Annotated in this window: 16 protein-coding genes; 11 read left to right on the top strand and 5 right to left on the bottom strand. The window is 63.8% G+C overall.

All coding sequences use genetic code 11. The features are described from left to right. Positions 1-2 precede the first annotated feature (2 nt). A complete protein-coding gene (locus tag J8I26_RS05935; protein ID WP_209605111.1) occupies positions 3-143 on the bottom strand; it encodes a hypothetical protein in 141 nt (46 codons plus the stop codon). Positions 144-393: 250 nt separating this feature from the next. On the opposite strand from J8I26_RS05935, the gene J8I26_RS05930 reads away from it, so the two are divergent. Further along, positions 394-2,145, top strand: a complete 1,752-nt coding sequence (locus tag J8I26_RS05930) for a glutamine--tRNA ligase/YqeY domain fusion protein (RefSeq protein WP_209605110.1) — start codon at positions 394-396, stop codon at positions 2,143-2,145. A gap of 122 nt (positions 2,146-2,267) precedes the next feature. After that, positions 2,268-2,630 (top strand): hypothetical protein, encoded by a 363-nt coding sequence (locus J8I26_RS05925; protein WP_209605108.1) that lies wholly within the window; start codon positions 2,268-2,270, stop codon positions 2,628-2,630. Positions 2,631-2,722: 92 nt separating this feature from the next. Here the strand turns inward: J8I26_RS05925 and J8I26_RS05920 are convergent, their stop codons facing one another. Then, complete coding sequence (locus J8I26_RS05920; protein ID WP_209605106.1) at positions 2,723-3,736, bottom strand: transporter; 1,014 nt, start codon at positions 3,734-3,736, stop codon at positions 2,723-2,725. A 268-nt stretch (positions 3,737-4,004) separates the two neighbouring features. On the opposite strand from J8I26_RS05920, the gene J8I26_RS05915 reads away from it, so the two are divergent. The 3 genes from J8I26_RS05915 to J8I26_RS05905 all read left to right on the top strand — a co-directional run bounded on the left by J8I26_RS05915 (position 4,005) and on the right by J8I26_RS05905 (position 5,626). Continuing rightward, on the top strand, positions 4,005-4,436 hold the full coding sequence (locus J8I26_RS05915) for a hypothetical protein (RefSeq protein WP_209605104.1): 432 nt from the start codon (positions 4,005-4,007) through the stop codon (positions 4,434-4,436). Between the two features lie 63 nt (positions 4,437-4,499). After that, entirely contained in the window at positions 4,500-5,036 is a 537-nt protein-coding gene (locus J8I26_RS05910; RefSeq protein WP_209605102.1) for a general stress protein, read from the top strand. Between the two features lie 188 nt (positions 5,037-5,224). Next, positions 5,225-5,626 carry a hypothetical protein gene (locus J8I26_RS05905; protein WP_209605100.1) on the top strand — a complete coding sequence of 134 codons (402 nt, stop codon included), beginning with the start codon at positions 5,225-5,227 and terminating at the stop codon, positions 5,624-5,626. Between the two features lie 92 nt (positions 5,627-5,718). Here the strand turns inward: J8I26_RS05905 and J8I26_RS05900 are convergent, their stop codons facing one another. Together J8I26_RS05900 and J8I26_RS05895 are read right to left on the bottom strand one after the other, a co-directional pair. After that, on the bottom strand, positions 5,719-5,952 hold the full coding sequence (locus tag J8I26_RS05900; protein WP_209605098.1) for an EexN family lipoprotein: 234 nt from the start codon (positions 5,950-5,952) through the stop codon (positions 5,719-5,721). 286 nt (positions 5,953-6,238) lie between these two features. Then, positions 6,239-7,534, bottom strand: a complete 1,296-nt coding sequence (locus J8I26_RS05895) for a solute carrier family 23 protein (RefSeq protein ID WP_209605095.1) — start codon at positions 7,532-7,534, stop codon at positions 6,239-6,241. A gap of 312 nt (positions 7,535-7,846) precedes the next feature. Between J8I26_RS05895 and J8I26_RS05890 the strand changes: the two genes are divergently transcribed. From J8I26_RS05890 to J8I26_RS05865, 6 genes are all read left to right on the top strand, one after another. After that, on the top strand, positions 7,847-8,272 hold the full coding sequence (locus J8I26_RS05890) for a DUF2721 domain-containing protein (protein WP_209605093.1): 426 nt from the start codon (positions 7,847-7,849) through the stop codon (positions 8,270-8,272). Positions 8,273-8,396: 124 nt separating this feature from the next. Further along, entirely contained in the window at positions 8,397-8,699 is a 303-nt protein-coding gene (locus J8I26_RS05885; protein WP_209605091.1) for an antibiotic biosynthesis monooxygenase, read from the top strand. A gap of 209 nt (positions 8,700-8,908) precedes the next feature. Then, positions 8,909-9,535 carry a DUF3828 domain-containing protein gene (locus J8I26_RS05880; RefSeq protein WP_245200152.1) on the top strand — a complete coding sequence of 209 codons (627 nt, stop codon included), beginning with the start codon at positions 8,909-8,911 and terminating at the stop codon, positions 9,533-9,535. Between the two features lie 321 nt (positions 9,536-9,856). Then, the gene (locus tag J8I26_RS05875) at positions 9,857-10,459 is read left to right on the top strand and encodes a hypothetical protein (RefSeq protein WP_245200151.1); all 603 of its coding nucleotides are present in this window, start codon (positions 9,857-9,859) and stop codon (positions 10,457-10,459) included. Positions 10,460-10,601: 142 nt separating this feature from the next. After that, positions 10,602-12,038, top strand: a complete 1,437-nt coding sequence (gene sbcB, locus J8I26_RS05870) for an exodeoxyribonuclease I (RefSeq protein ID WP_209605089.1) — start codon at positions 10,602-10,604, stop codon at positions 12,036-12,038. A 270-nt stretch (positions 12,039-12,308) separates the two neighbouring features. Next, complete coding sequence (locus J8I26_RS05865; RefSeq protein WP_209605087.1) at positions 12,309-12,890, top strand: peroxidase-related enzyme; 582 nt, start codon at positions 12,309-12,311, stop codon at positions 12,888-12,890. A 4-nt stretch (positions 12,891-12,894) separates the two neighbouring features. Here J8I26_RS05865 and J8I26_RS05860 read toward each other — a convergent pair whose 3' ends face one another. Continuing rightward, positions 12,895-13,395 carry a nucleoside 2-deoxyribosyltransferase gene (locus tag J8I26_RS05860; RefSeq protein WP_209605086.1) on the bottom strand — a complete coding sequence of 167 codons (501 nt, stop codon included), beginning with the start codon at positions 13,393-13,395 and terminating at the stop codon, positions 12,895-12,897. Between the last annotated feature and the right edge of the window lie 159 nt (positions 13,396-13,554).

The raw sequence follows: 13,554 nt of genomic DNA, 5'->3' as shown, positions 1-13,554 counted from the left end.
GCTCAACGGCCGTAGTAATAGCCCGGTCCGTAATAAGGACGGTAGTAGTGCGGGTGCGGCGGGCCGGCCGGCACCACCACGCAGGCGGATAAGGTGGCGGCAGCGACGCAGGACGCAATAAGCAGTTTGGCGATTCTTTTCATGATGCCCTCCTTGGTTTGAGGCTAAGCGATGAATCCGGTCCGGCAAAGTCGCCGGACCACGCAGGCAGATTGCCACCGGCGCGTCATGACAGGTAATTCGCAGCCGTATCATCTGTAACAGGATGAAGGCCGGGCCGGTGTTGAAGCCCGGCAAATTTCCCTTTCGCACCGCCGCAAAGCCCGATGAAAACGGGCGTGTGCGGTAAAATGCCTCAATCTGCATAAATAGGCATTCCTCCCGATTCATCCCATGAGCAACGAACTGAAAAACGGACATACCCCTGCGCCCTCCACCAATTTCCTGCGCGGCATCATCGAGGCCGACCTGGTTTCAGGCACCTATGCCGAACGCAGCGGCAAGGATGGAGACGCGCTGCCGCAGGTGGTCACCCGTTTTCCTCCCGAACCCAACGGTTACCTGCATATCGGCCACGCCAAGTCGATCTGCCTGAACTTCGGCCTGGCCGCCGACTACGCCGGCCGCTGCCACATGCGTTTCGACGACACCAATCCCGAGAAGGAAGAACAGGAATACGTCGACACCATCCTCGACACCGTCAAATGGCTGGGCTTCTCCTGGGATCATGACGGCAAGTCGCATCTGTACTACGCCAGCAACTACTTCGATGTGATGTACGCCAGCGCCCAGGCGCTGATCCGCCGCGGCCTGGCCTATGTGGACGAACAGAACGCCGAGCAGATGCGCGAGAACCGCGGCACCCTGACCGAACCCGGCAAGAACTCGCCGTGGCGCGACCGCGCGCCGGAAGAATCGCTGCGCCTGTTCGAGGAAATGCGCGACGGCAAGCACCCGGACGGCTCTATGATCCTGCGCGCCAAGATCGACATGGCCAGCCCCAACATGAACCTGCGCGATCCGGCCATCTACCGTATCCGCCACGCCACCCACCACAACACCGGCGACAAGTGGCGCGTGTACCCGATGTACACCTTCGCGCATCCGATCGAGGACGCGCTGGAAAACATCTCGCACTCGATCTGCACGCTGGAGTTCGAAGACCAGCGCCCGTTCTACGACTGGCTGCTGGCGCACCTGGCCGAAGAAGGTTTCTTCAAGAAGCCGCTGCCGCACCAGTACGAATTCGCGCGCCTGAACCTGACCTACATCATCACCAGCAAGCGCAAGCTGCGCCAGCTGGTGGACGAAAACATCGTGTCCGGCTGGGACGACCCGCGCATGCCCACCATCGTCGGCCTGCGCCGCCGCGGCTACACGCCCGAGGCGATCCGCCTGATGTGCGACCGCACCGGCGCGTCCAAGAACAACAGCTGGATCGACTACAGCGTGCTGGAAGGCGCTCTGCGCGAAGACCTGGACCCCAAGGCGCCGCGCGCCGTGGCGGTGCTGCGCCCGCTGAAGCTGATCATCGACAACTTCCCCGAAGGCCAGAGCATCGACTGCAGCGCACCGGTCTACCCGCCGGCCCACCCGGAGCACGACACCGCGCATCGCCACTTCCCGATCACCAAGGAACTGTGGATCGAGCGCGAAGACTTCATGGAGGAGCCGACCAAGGGCTACTTCCGTCTGTTCCCCGGCAACAAGGTGCGCCTGCGCTACGGCTACGTGGTCGAATGCACCGGCTGCGACAAGGACGAGAACGGCAACGTCATCGCCGTGCATTGCAACTACTTTGAAGACAGCAAGAGCGGCACCGAAGGCAGCTCGAACTACAAGGTCAAGGGCAACCTGCACTGGGTCAGCGCCGAGCACGGCCTGGCCACCGAAGTGCGCCTGTACGACCGCCTGTTCTCGGACCCGCATCCGGATGCCGGCGGCAAGGACTTCCTCAGCGCGCTGAATCCGAACTCGAAGGAAGTGATCACCGCCTATCTTGAGCCGACGCTGAAGACCGCCAAGGCCGGCGAGATCTACCAGTTCGAGCGCCACGGCTACTTCGTCGCCGACCGCGTCGACTCGACCGACGGCAAGCCGGTGTTCAACCGCGCCGTCACGCTCAAGGATAGCTGGGGCAAATAAGCCGGCAAGCATCGCAGGCAGGATCGCCGGGGCCGCGCAGCATGTGCGGCCCCGGCGCACAACACAGCGCACGACGCCAAACCACGATACGTCGATCGCAGGTACGCAAGAGGGGAAAGCTCATGTTCGAGCAAATCAAGATCCAGCGCATGTCGATGGGCACCATCTATAAGCTGCTGGCTATTGGCACCACGTTTTCGCTGGTGCCGTTTTCCGTGCTGATGGGGGTGATGTCGCTGTTCGGCGCGCAGACCATCACTTGGGATGGCAAGCATCTGATCGGCTATGACGGCCTGATCGCGTCGCCATTCATCGGCCTGTTTCTGTCCGGCTTCGTCACGCTGTTCCTGGGCACGCTGTGCACCATCGGGCTGTGGCTGTACTCGCTGTGGCGTCCGGTGACGTTGCGCGTGGAAGCGGTCGACAACCTCGACATCGACCGCCTGATTCGCGAGAGCGAAGAAGCGATGGCCGAGCGCGACTGAGCGCTGGTGCGGACCGTCGCGGTTCGCCTGCCCACATTTCCCGCCCCGAATGAAACGAGCCGGTCGCAACGACCGGCTCGATTTTTTTTGCGTCAGAAGATCTTCATCCACCTGAGAAAGGCCACCGTCGCCACCCCCAGGCCGCCCATCACGCCCATCACGATCCAGAACGACGCCTCGTCGTGCAGGCCGGGCAAACCCGCCACGTTCATCCCGAAAATCCCCGACACCAGCGTGGCCGGCATCAACAGCGCGGTCAGGATCGACAGCGCCATCAGGTTGCGGTTCATCTGTTCGGACATCTGCGAGGCGATCTCTTCCTGCAGCAGCTTGGCGCGTTCATAGACGGCTTCCACGGTCGAATGCAGCTCGTTGAGCTCGTCCAGCGCGTGGGTCAGGTCTTCCATCGCCTCCAGCGGCACCCAGGACGGGCGCAGCCGGTTGAACTGCGCCAGGATGCGACGCTCCGGCGCAATGAAGCGGCGCAGCTCGGCCAGCTGGCGACGGATGCCGGACAGCTCGGCGCGGTCTTCCGGGCGGCGATCCGAGAGCACCGAGAATTCGATGTCGTCGACCTTGTCGTTCAGGTTATCCAGACGCGCGTTGAAACCGTCGGCCAGGCAGCGCAGAAGCTCGGCGAAGAGATCCATGGTGGTGTCGAACTCGGCGCCGTCCAGCACCTTCTGGCGCAGCATATTGGTCGACAGCAGCGGCTGGGTGCGCAGCGTCAGCAAACGGGTGCGGTCCAGGTAGAAATGCAGCGCCCCCTTCTCGGTGCCGGTATCGCCAATCTCCATCTTCATGTCGGTCAGCGTGCCGTAGACACCGTCGGGCGTGGCGTGCAGGCCCGGGTGGGTATCGCTGCTGAGCAGGAACTCGGTGATGTATTCGGGAATGCCGCTGTGATGCTCCATCCAGTGCTGGATCTTCACATCGGCCGTCTTCACGTGGACCCAGGAGAATGACGGCGAGGTCGGCCGGTAGTCCAGCACCTCGTTCCACTTCATCTGGTTGGCCCGGCTTTCATCGAAACGGAAAGCGCAGATAAACCCTGCCGGCTCGTAGAGCAGGTGCAGGGCCTGATTGTTTTCCGGCGGGTTGTGCATGGGCAGCCAAGGTCTGGAAGAAGGACGAGGCATTCTAACGAGCGACTTTGACAAATTTGTGACAGGCCGATGACGCCGGGGATGAACACCATGGACACGCCCGACTCTTCACCGGAAATCTCCAATTTCTTCGCCCCTGCGTTAAGGCTGGCTTAAGTGTCAGGAAATTAGCATTCCTACATCGGCAACCGGCGACGAACGGACTGGCGGCCGACGACACGGGACGCGCCCGGCGCCCCACCTGCCACTCAAGAAAAAGGAAATAACGATGTCCATCAAACATGCCCTCCTCTCCAGCCTGCTGCTGGTTAGCGTATCTGCCGCAGTCCTGCCGGCGCACGCCGAGGAAATCGTGGTGCTTGAAGCCGCCCGACCGGTGCTTTACCAGAACGGCGGCATCGGCAGCGATGAGCAGGCTTACATGCGCAAGACTGCGAAGGACTTCAACCTGCGACTGAGCTTCTCCGAAGCGAAAAGCAACGAGTACATCAGCGACGTCAGGCTCAGTATCTTCGACAACGCCGGCAACCTGGTCTTCAATCTGCAATCCGCCGGCCCGCTGACCAACCTCCAGCTGCCCGATGGCCGCTACCGCGTAGCTGCCAGCTTCAAGGGCCTGACCGAAATCCAACAAGTCACCATTACCGACAAGCAAGGGCATGACCTGTCGTTCCACTGGAGCCGTCCGGCCAAGTCCTGATGTCCACCATAGCGCCACGCCACCAGCGTGGCGCTACGCAATCAATTCAAAAAAGGGAACAACATGGAACACCCGATCAAACTTGTCGCCATCTTTACGACCCACGCCGAAGCGGAAGACGCCATCCGTCAACTGCAGGACAAGGGTTTCCCGATGAAACAGCTGTCGCTGATCGGTCAGGACTACCATAGCGAAGAACACCCGGTTGGATACGTCAATATTGCCGATCGCGCCAAGTCCGGCGGAAAATTCGGCGCGCTCTGGGGCGGCCTGTGTGGAATCCTGTTTGGCTCCGCGCTGATCGTCGTGCCGGGTGTCGGGCATCTGGTCATCCTCGGCGCGCTGGCCAGTGCGCTGACCAATCTGGCGGGAGGCGCCGCGCTCGGCGGCGCCGTCGGCGCCGTCGGCGCCTTGGGGGGCGCGCTGGCGTCGATCGGGATCCCGCACGACTCCGTGCTGCAATACGAGAGCGAGGTCAAAGCCGGCAGATTCTTGCTGATCGCACACGGCGAAGAGGCACAGATTACGCGAGCAAAGCAGCTGTTGCACGCTCTGAATCCGGACTGCCTGGATGAACATCTGACTGCACCGGCTCATTGAGCCGACCGGCCTGACACACAGGCGCTCTGCCTCAGATGCCGCCGCTTCCTGTGCAGGCCGGGCATCTTGCATTCGCACATGGCCCGCGACACCGCACCTGAACTTTCCCCGCGAATCCCTATCGCATCAAGAGCAAGCGCGAGGCCGCAACCGGCCTGGCCATCTCAACCCGGATCGAGGAGCGCATCATGTTCATTCGCAAGAAATTGATCTCCACATTGACATGCCTGTGCCTGGGCGCGCTCTGTTACAGCGCCTTGGCGCAGTCCGCCGCACCCTACATGAATGGCGGCATCGGCGAGGGCGAGCAAGACAAGATCAAGGCCGCCGCTGCGGACTACAACCTGCACCTGCTGTTCTCGCAGAACAATGGCGAGTACATCAGCGACGTCAAGCTGGAGATCACCGACGCCAAGGGCGGCACGGCCTTTACCCTGCCCTCGGCCGGCCCGATGACCAACGTGCGGCTGGCCGCCGGCAAGTACAAGGTGATCGCGACCTACAAGGAGGAAACCAAGACCCAATCGGTCAGCGTGATGGGCGGCAAGGGCAGCAACCTGTCCTTCCGCTGGGGCGGCGCAGAGAAATAGTCGCGCCGGGCAAGCGCATGCCGCCGGCCCGGCGCAAGACGCACGGGCCCATCAGCGAGCGGCCCGGGCAGAGAGAAGATGTCGTACGGCGATCAGTAGCTGAAACTACGGTTGCCGTAGGCTTCGCGCGCGGCGTCGCAGACCTTGATCTGGGCGTTGCTCATGCCGGAGGTGCCGTTGAGCGAGCACTGGTCGGCCACCGATTTGGCTTCGTCGATGTGCTGGCGGAAGTAGGCGTAGTCCTTCTTGCCGGCGACGGCGTCGCAGGCAGACAGCACGGGCAGCGCGACGCACAGCAGCGCTGCCAGGCGGATGAATTGGTTCATGTGATGTTCCCCTTGATAGGCAATGTTGGCCGAGCCCGATGATCCGACCTCCCTCCCCGGGGCGCCTGAATCGTCGGCGGGCTCGCTGCAACGCCGCAAAGTATAGTCATCCGGCGCTGATTGCTCAATGGGAATATTCTGTAAATCACCGCATACTCCGCCAAACGCTGCGTAAAGTTGCCACTTCAGCCATAAAAATTTACATCAAGAAAAAAAGGCCGGTCTGTCTGACCGGCCTTCTTTCCATCACGACAAGACGATCACTGTTTCGTCTTCACTTCCGGCCTCAGCCGCGGCGCTTGAGCAGCGCATGCAGGATGATGGCGCCGAAGGTGGCGGTACCGATGCCGCCCAGCGCAAAACCGCCCAGCTTCAGCGTAAAGTCGCCGGCGCCCAGCACCAGCGTGACGGCGGCCACGATCAGGTTGGTGTTGTTGGAGAAATCAACCTTGTTCTCCACCCAGATGCGCGCGCCCGACACGGTGATCAGGCCGAACACCACGATCGACACGCCGCCCAGCACCGCGCCCGGAATGGTCAGGATGACGGCGCCGAATTTGGGCGAGAAGCCCAGCAGGATGGCGATCACCGCCGCCACCACGAACACCAGGGTGGAGTAGATCTTGGTCACGGCCATCACGCCGATGTTCTCGGCATAGGTGGTCACGCCGGTGCCGCCCACGCTGCCCGAGAGCATGGTGGCCAGGCCGTCGCCGATGAACGCGCGGCCGATGTAGCGGTCCAGGTTCTGGCCGGTCATGGCGGACACCGCCTTGATGTGGCCCAGGTTTTCCGCCACCAGGATGATCGCCACCGGCGCCAGCAGCGCCATCGCGCTGCCCTGGAACACCGGAGTGGCAAAATGCGGCACGCCGAACCAGGCGGCATTGGCCACGCCGGAGAAATCGATGGGCTTGCCCAGGCCGGCGCCGTTGGTCAGGAGCGCGTAGAGCGCGTAGGCCAGCAGCAGGCCGACCAGGATCAGCAGGCGCTGCAGCATGCCGCGCGTGAACACCGCGACGAAGCCCACGCACAGCACGGTGGCCAGCGCCATCCATGCATCGAAGCTGTTGCCGGTCACGCCCTTGACCGCGATCGGCGCCAGGTTCAGGCCGATCACCGCCACCACCGCGCCGGTCACCACCGGCGGCATCAGGCTTTCGATCCAGCGCGTGCCCACGCCGGAGACGATCAGGCCGATCACGGTATAGGCCGCGCCGCAGGCGATGATGCCGCCCAGCGCCACGCCCAGGTTGGCGTTGGCGCCCGAGCCGGCATAGCCGGTCACGGCGATCACCAGGCCGATGAAGGAGAAGCTGGAGCCCAGGTAGCTCGGCACGCGGCCGCCCACCAGCAGGAAGAACAGCAGCGTGCCCACGCCCGACATCAGGATCGCCAGGTTGGGATCGAAACCCATCAGCAGCGGCGCCAGCACGGTCGAGCCGAACATGGCCACCACGTGCTGCACGCCCATGGCCAGCGTCTGCGGCGCCGGCAGGCGCTCATCGGCGGCGATGACGGTCCCCTGACCGTCGTTGGTGCCGCTGCGCAGCCGCCATTGGGGGAAATAAGAACCCGACATGGATATCCCTTTCGTTATGGATTATTGGATTTTGCTTGAACGGGGGCTAGTGTATTGAGCGCCAAGCCAAATAACAATTGGTCTGGCGGCCGGCGCCATAAAAAAGATGAAAAAGATTTCCCGGCGCCCGCAGCGTGCTGCCCGGCGGTGCAAAAAGCAGGCGTGGTGCATGCCGTCGCCCCAAAAAAGACGTGGGCGACGATGTGCGCAAGAACCTGTCGCGCGCCCCGCATGGGCATGTTTCTTGCGCCTGCGGAGAGGTTAGAATCACGCCGCCGCACGCCGTACCAAAGAGCCACAGAAAAGATGCAAATGATGAACCTCACCACCCCCGCCCTGCTGTTTCCCGCCACCTCGCTGCTGCTGTTGGCCTATACCAACCGCTTCCTGGTGCTGGCCCAGCTGATCCGCAACCTGCAGACGCAGGACAAGGACGACGGCCGCGACCTGGTGATCCGCCAGATCCTCAACCTGCGCAAGCGCATCGTGCTCACGCGCTACATGCAGGCGCTGGGCGTGTCCAGCTTCATCATGTGCGCGGTGTCGATGTTCCTGATCTTTGTCGAGCGTGACCACCTGGCCGAGCTGTTCTTCGGCCTGAGCCTGTTCCTGCTGGTGCTCTCGCTGCTGGTGTCGCTGTGGGAAATCATGATCAGCACCCGCGCCATCGAGATCACCCTGGAAGACATGGCGCAAAAACTGTCGACCGCCAAGCCGCTGCGTCGCCCGTCCGAATGAAGCGTTTTCATCGGGCCGCGAATTTTCTTGAACGCGGCCGCCCGGCGAAAATGTGATAATCGACCGGTCTTGCCCGCAGCGCCACGCTGCGCGGCCAGGCCCACCCTCGACAATGGAGACACACATGATTCTGGAACTGGCGGACATCCGCATCCAACCCGGCAAGCAGGCCGAATTCGACGAAGCCATCCAGCGCGGCATCGCGCAGACCATCGCCAAGTCCAAAGGCTACCTCGGCCACAAGGTGCAAAAGGGCGTGGAGTCGCCCGAACGCTATCTGCTGATGGTGCACTGGGCCACGCTGGAAAACCACACCGTCGACTTCCGCGAGTCGCCCGCCTTCACCGAATGGCGCGGCATCGTCGGCCCCTTCTTCGCCGGCGCACCCAATGTCGAGCATTTCTCGCTGCTGACCGAATCGGCCTGATATCCTCACGCGTATCCGCAGGCACGCCCGTCGCCGGGGCCTGCGGCGCCAGGCAGGACGATATTGAACGATTGCGGCGGCGTCCGGACTAACCGGCGTTGCAAGCCCTGCCCGCCCTTGCCTGAATGACAAGCCGGGCCGGGACACACCCGCACGCCGCCCCCAGCCACAACAAGAGCGCCGCCTCGCCGCGCGCCAGGAACCACCGGATGATCATGCAGCCCCGCTTCCCCTCCACCCGCTCCTCTCGCTCCCGACCTGCCCGCCTGCTGGCCGGCGCCTGCTCGCTCACCGCCGCGCTGGCGCTGGCGGGCTGCAACAACTTCAGCGGCGACGAGAAAAGCCAGGCCGAGGTGATCGGCAACTTCTACCGTATCCACATCAAGAACAACGCGCCCGGACTGCCGTCGGCCGAGGAGCTGCGCGAGTTCCAGCCGCTGGTCAGCCGGGCGCTGTTCACCCTGCTGACCCAGGCCGAGGCCGCCGACGCCCGCTACCACGCGCTGGCCGGCCCCCAGGCGCCGCCGATCGTCGAAGGCGACCTGTTCACTTCGCTCTACGAGGGCGCGACCTCGTTCTCGGTCGACTCCTGCGAGACGGGGGACGACCGCGGTGACGAGCGCAGCAACCGGCAGGACGGCCAGCGCGCCTCCTGCCAGGTGGCCTTCAAGTACAGCAAGGACGGCGCCTCCGAATCCTGGAACGACAAGATCCTGCTGGTGCGCGAGGAGCAGCACTGGCGCGTCGACGACATCGAGTTCATCGGCAACGACCAGTCCTCGCAGCGCGAATACCTGACCGACACGCTGACCGACGCCATCAAGGAAACGCAATAAGCAGAAGCGCGGCATCGGTCTTCACCTCCGGCATTTACTTTTCAGCAACTCGCCACTCCCTCAGGCGAACCGCCCCGTCTCACCGCGGCCCGCAGCGGGAATTGGCGGGATTTTGGCGATGTGTTCTCGGCCTGATCGGCAGACCGGCCGGGGTAAGCTTGCCGCAAGGAATACTTGTTGTTTTGCCACGCCGCACTCCGGCAAGGGGATACGCCGGACGCGTCGTCGCGGCACCCTCAGCAATCAACCAGATGGCGGACGTCCGGCACCAACGCCGGGCGTCCGCTTGCGCGTTCGCGCGCCGGACATGACAAGCAATGCATGCCGCACCCCGCATCGGGCTGGGCGCGGCGCCAGGGAGAACGGATAGTGAAGCGCATCGGCAACATTCTCATCGTCGCGGCAGGCCTGCTGCTGGCAGCCTGCTCGGGCAATGACGAGGGCAAGGCGAAAGAGCTGCTCAAGGATTTCTACCAGGCGCACCAGACCGCCCACCCCTCCGGCGCGCTGACGCTGAAAGAACTGATTACCTTCCGCCGTTTCCTGTCGGTGCCGCTGTTTGACCTGCTCAAGGATGTCTCGGCCGCCGAAGAAACCCGCGTGGCCCAGTCGGCCGCCGATCCGCTGCCGCCGCTGTTCGAGGGCGACATCTTCACCGCCTACCCGGCCGGCGCCTCCACCTTCCGCATCGTCCAGTGCGACATGCAGGAGCGCGAAAGCAGCTGCTCGGTGGAGCTGATCTTCAGCGACGCCAAGCTCAAGTCGCCCGCCAAGTGGGTCGACAAGGTACAGATGACGCGCGACGCCCGCGGCTGGGTGATCGACAACATCGAGTACGCCGGCGGCGCCGCGCCCCTGCGCAGCGGCAACCTGCAGGAAACGCTGCGCAAGCTTCTCAAGCGCGACACGCCGCCGCTGCAGTAAGCCCCGCGCCCGGCGCACGCCGCCCGGGCCCGCCTCCACCGTCTTCGAATAATCCCGTCCATCGCCGCCTGCCGCCCTTTGGGAGCAGGCGCGCGGCTGCGAACCCTCTATAATCGCGCGATCGACTTTCACAGACTCCGCGATGTCCAACCACACCTTCCTCTGGCACGACTACGAAACCTTCGGCGTGGTCCCGCGCCGCGACCGCCCGGCCCAGTTCGCTGCGGTACGCACCGATGCCGAGTTGAACGAGATCGGCGAGCCGATCATGATCTACTGCAAGCCGGCCCCCGACTACCTGCCCGACCCGGTGTCCTGCTTGATCACCGGCATCACGCCGCAGCACTGCCTGGAGCAGGGCCTGCCCGAGCACGAGTTCGCCGCGCAGATCGAACAGGCCATGGCTGAACCCGGCACCATCGGCGTGGGCTACAACACCATCCGCTTCGACGATGAAGTGACCCGTTTCATGTTCTGGCGCAACCTGATCGATCCGTATGCGCGCGAGTGGCAAAACGGCTGCGGCCGCTGGGACCTGCTGGATGTGGTGCGCCTGTGCTACGCGCTGCGCCCGGAAGGCATCAACTGGCCGACCAAGGAAGACGGCAGCGTCAGCTTCAAGCTGGAGCACCTGTCCAAGGCCAACGGCCTGGTGCACGAGGCGGCGCACGACGCGCTCTCCGACGTGCGCGCCACCATCGCGCTGGCGCGCCTGATCCGCGAAAAGAACCCGCGCCTGTTCGACTTCGCGCTGGCGCTGCACAAGAAGGACAAGGCCGCCTCCGAGATCGGCCTGCCGACCAACCGCCCCTTCATCCACGTCTCGGGCATGTTCCCGGCGGTCAACGGCTGCCTGGCGCTGATGTGGCCGCTGGCCATGCACCCGACCAACAAGAACGAAGTGATCGCCTGGGACCTCTCGGCCGATCCGGCCGAACTGGCCACGCTGGACGCGGCCACCGTGCGCCTGCGCATGTTCAGCAAGCGCGATGAGTTGCCCGAGGGCGTCACCCGCCTGCCGGTCAAGAGCATCCACCTGAACAAGTCGCCGATGGTGGTCGGCAGCCTGAAGACCCTCTCCGCCGCGCGCGCCGCCGAACTGGGCGTGGACGTGGAAGGCGCGCTGCGCCACGCCGAGATTGCGGCCGCCCTGCCCGATCTCTCCATGCTGTGGCGCGAGGTCTATCAGCGCGAGCCGGAAGGCCCGGCCGACGTCGACGAAGACCTCTACGGCGGCTTCATCGGCAACGGCGACCGTCGCCAGCTGACGCAGCTGCGCGCCCTGCCTGCGCAGGAACTGGCGCGCGCCAGCGTCGCCTTCGACGATGCGCGCCTGAATGAAATCCTGTTCCGCTACCGCGCACGCAACTTCCCCGACACGCTCAGCGCCGAGGAAGCGCAGCACTGGGAAGAACACCGCGCCGCGCGCCTGTTCGAAGGCGCAGGCGGCGCCCGCACCGTGGCCCAGCTGTTTGAACAGATCGATGCCCTGCAGGAGCAGCACGACGACGAACGCACCCAGGACATCCTGGGCGCGCTGTACGACTATGCGGAGATGATCGCGCCGTCCAACATGTGATGGCGGCTGGTGGTGCGCTGAACGACACTGGGCCCCTGCTTTCGCAGGGGCGACATTGGATAAATTTCAGTTAACTTGTCGTCCCTGCAAAAGCAGGGACCCAGTGCCTTTCGTAACGCACGAAAGAACGGCATTGATTGCCGGAATGGCACAGGTAAAAAAAGAACAGCCAACGTCACCCCCGCGACATTGCAGGACGTCGGGAAGTGGTAACTTGACGGCAAGCCGGCGCATCAACGACGCCGGCAGATACCTGTCAAGGAGACCCTCATGCCCCAGCCGCCCATCGGCCGTTTCCCCATTCCCGAGCTGCACGATCTGCCCGAGGACATCCGCGCGCGGATCCTGGCGGTGCAGGAAAAATCCGGCTTCATCCCCAACGTGTTCCTGGTGCTGGCGCACCGCCCCGACGAGTTCCGCGCCTTCTTTGCCTACCATGACGCCCTGATGGACAAACCCGGCAAGCTGACCAAGGCCGAGCGCGAGATGATCGTGGTCGCCACCAGCAACGCCAATCAATGCCAGTACTGCGTGGTCGCGCACGGCGCGATCCTGCGCATCCGCGCCAACGACCCGCTGGTCGCCGACCAGGTCGCGATCAACTACCGCAAGGCCGACATCACCGAGCGGCAAAAGGCCATGCTGGACTTCGCCATGAAGGTCTCGACCAGCGCCTGGGCGGTCAATGAAACGGATTTCGCCGTGCTCAAGCAGCACGGTCTGGAAGAGGAGGAAGCCTGGGACATCGCCGCCATCGCGGCCTTCTTCGGCATGTCGAACCGCCTGGCCAACGTGACCAGCATGCGGCCCAATGATGAGTTCTACATGATGGGCCGGGCGCCGCTGCAGTAAGCGCTCACCCTTGCGCCGCGTGCCAGCGGGCCGCCAGCTCCAGGCATGCGCGCAGGTCACCGCGCACCAGTTCGCAGGCATGCGCCAGCATCAGGTTGCGCGGCAGGCCGAAGTCCTCGATCAGCATGCCGTCGCGACAAAAGCCCGGCTCCACCTGCGGCACCTGCGCCAGCAGATCATGCTCCGGGGTGTTGTAGCACCACACCTTCTTGCCGCGCCCGACCGCATAACCGATCTCGAACACCGTCCCCGAATCCGGCTCATGTCCGCGGAAATTGCAGACGTTCGCCACCACGTAATCGGCCGACTCGATCAGCGCCATGTTGACCTCAAAGATCGCGCGCGACACCTCCGCCTTGCCTTCGCCCGTCACCTCGTCATCCCCCGGACACAATGCCACCAACCCCAGCTCGGCGCACCACTCCTTGATGCGCGCCTTGTGCTGCGCATAGTCGCGCTGAAAGACATCCGGGCCGGCCATGTAGATGCGAGGTTGCGAGGTCATGCGGGGTTCCGTGTTGATTGCAATGGGAGCGGAGCAGGATACGCGAAATCGCGGCTGGCGGCGATGGTGGTCAACCACTATCGCCGCACAACGAACGACGCTGGATCCCTGCCTTCGCAGGGATGACGGATTAAATGGGATGGGAGTCTGTCGTTGCGA

Origin of the sequence: Herbaspirillum sp. LeCh32-8, from assembly GCF_017814915.1 — a bacterium.
In the GTDB taxonomy this organism is placed as follows: domain Bacteria; phylum Pseudomonadota; class Gammaproteobacteria; order Burkholderiales; family Burkholderiaceae_D; genus Herbaspirillum.
Note: the sequence above shows the minus strand (reverse complement) of the source record. Positions and strands in the feature narration are given on the sequence as shown.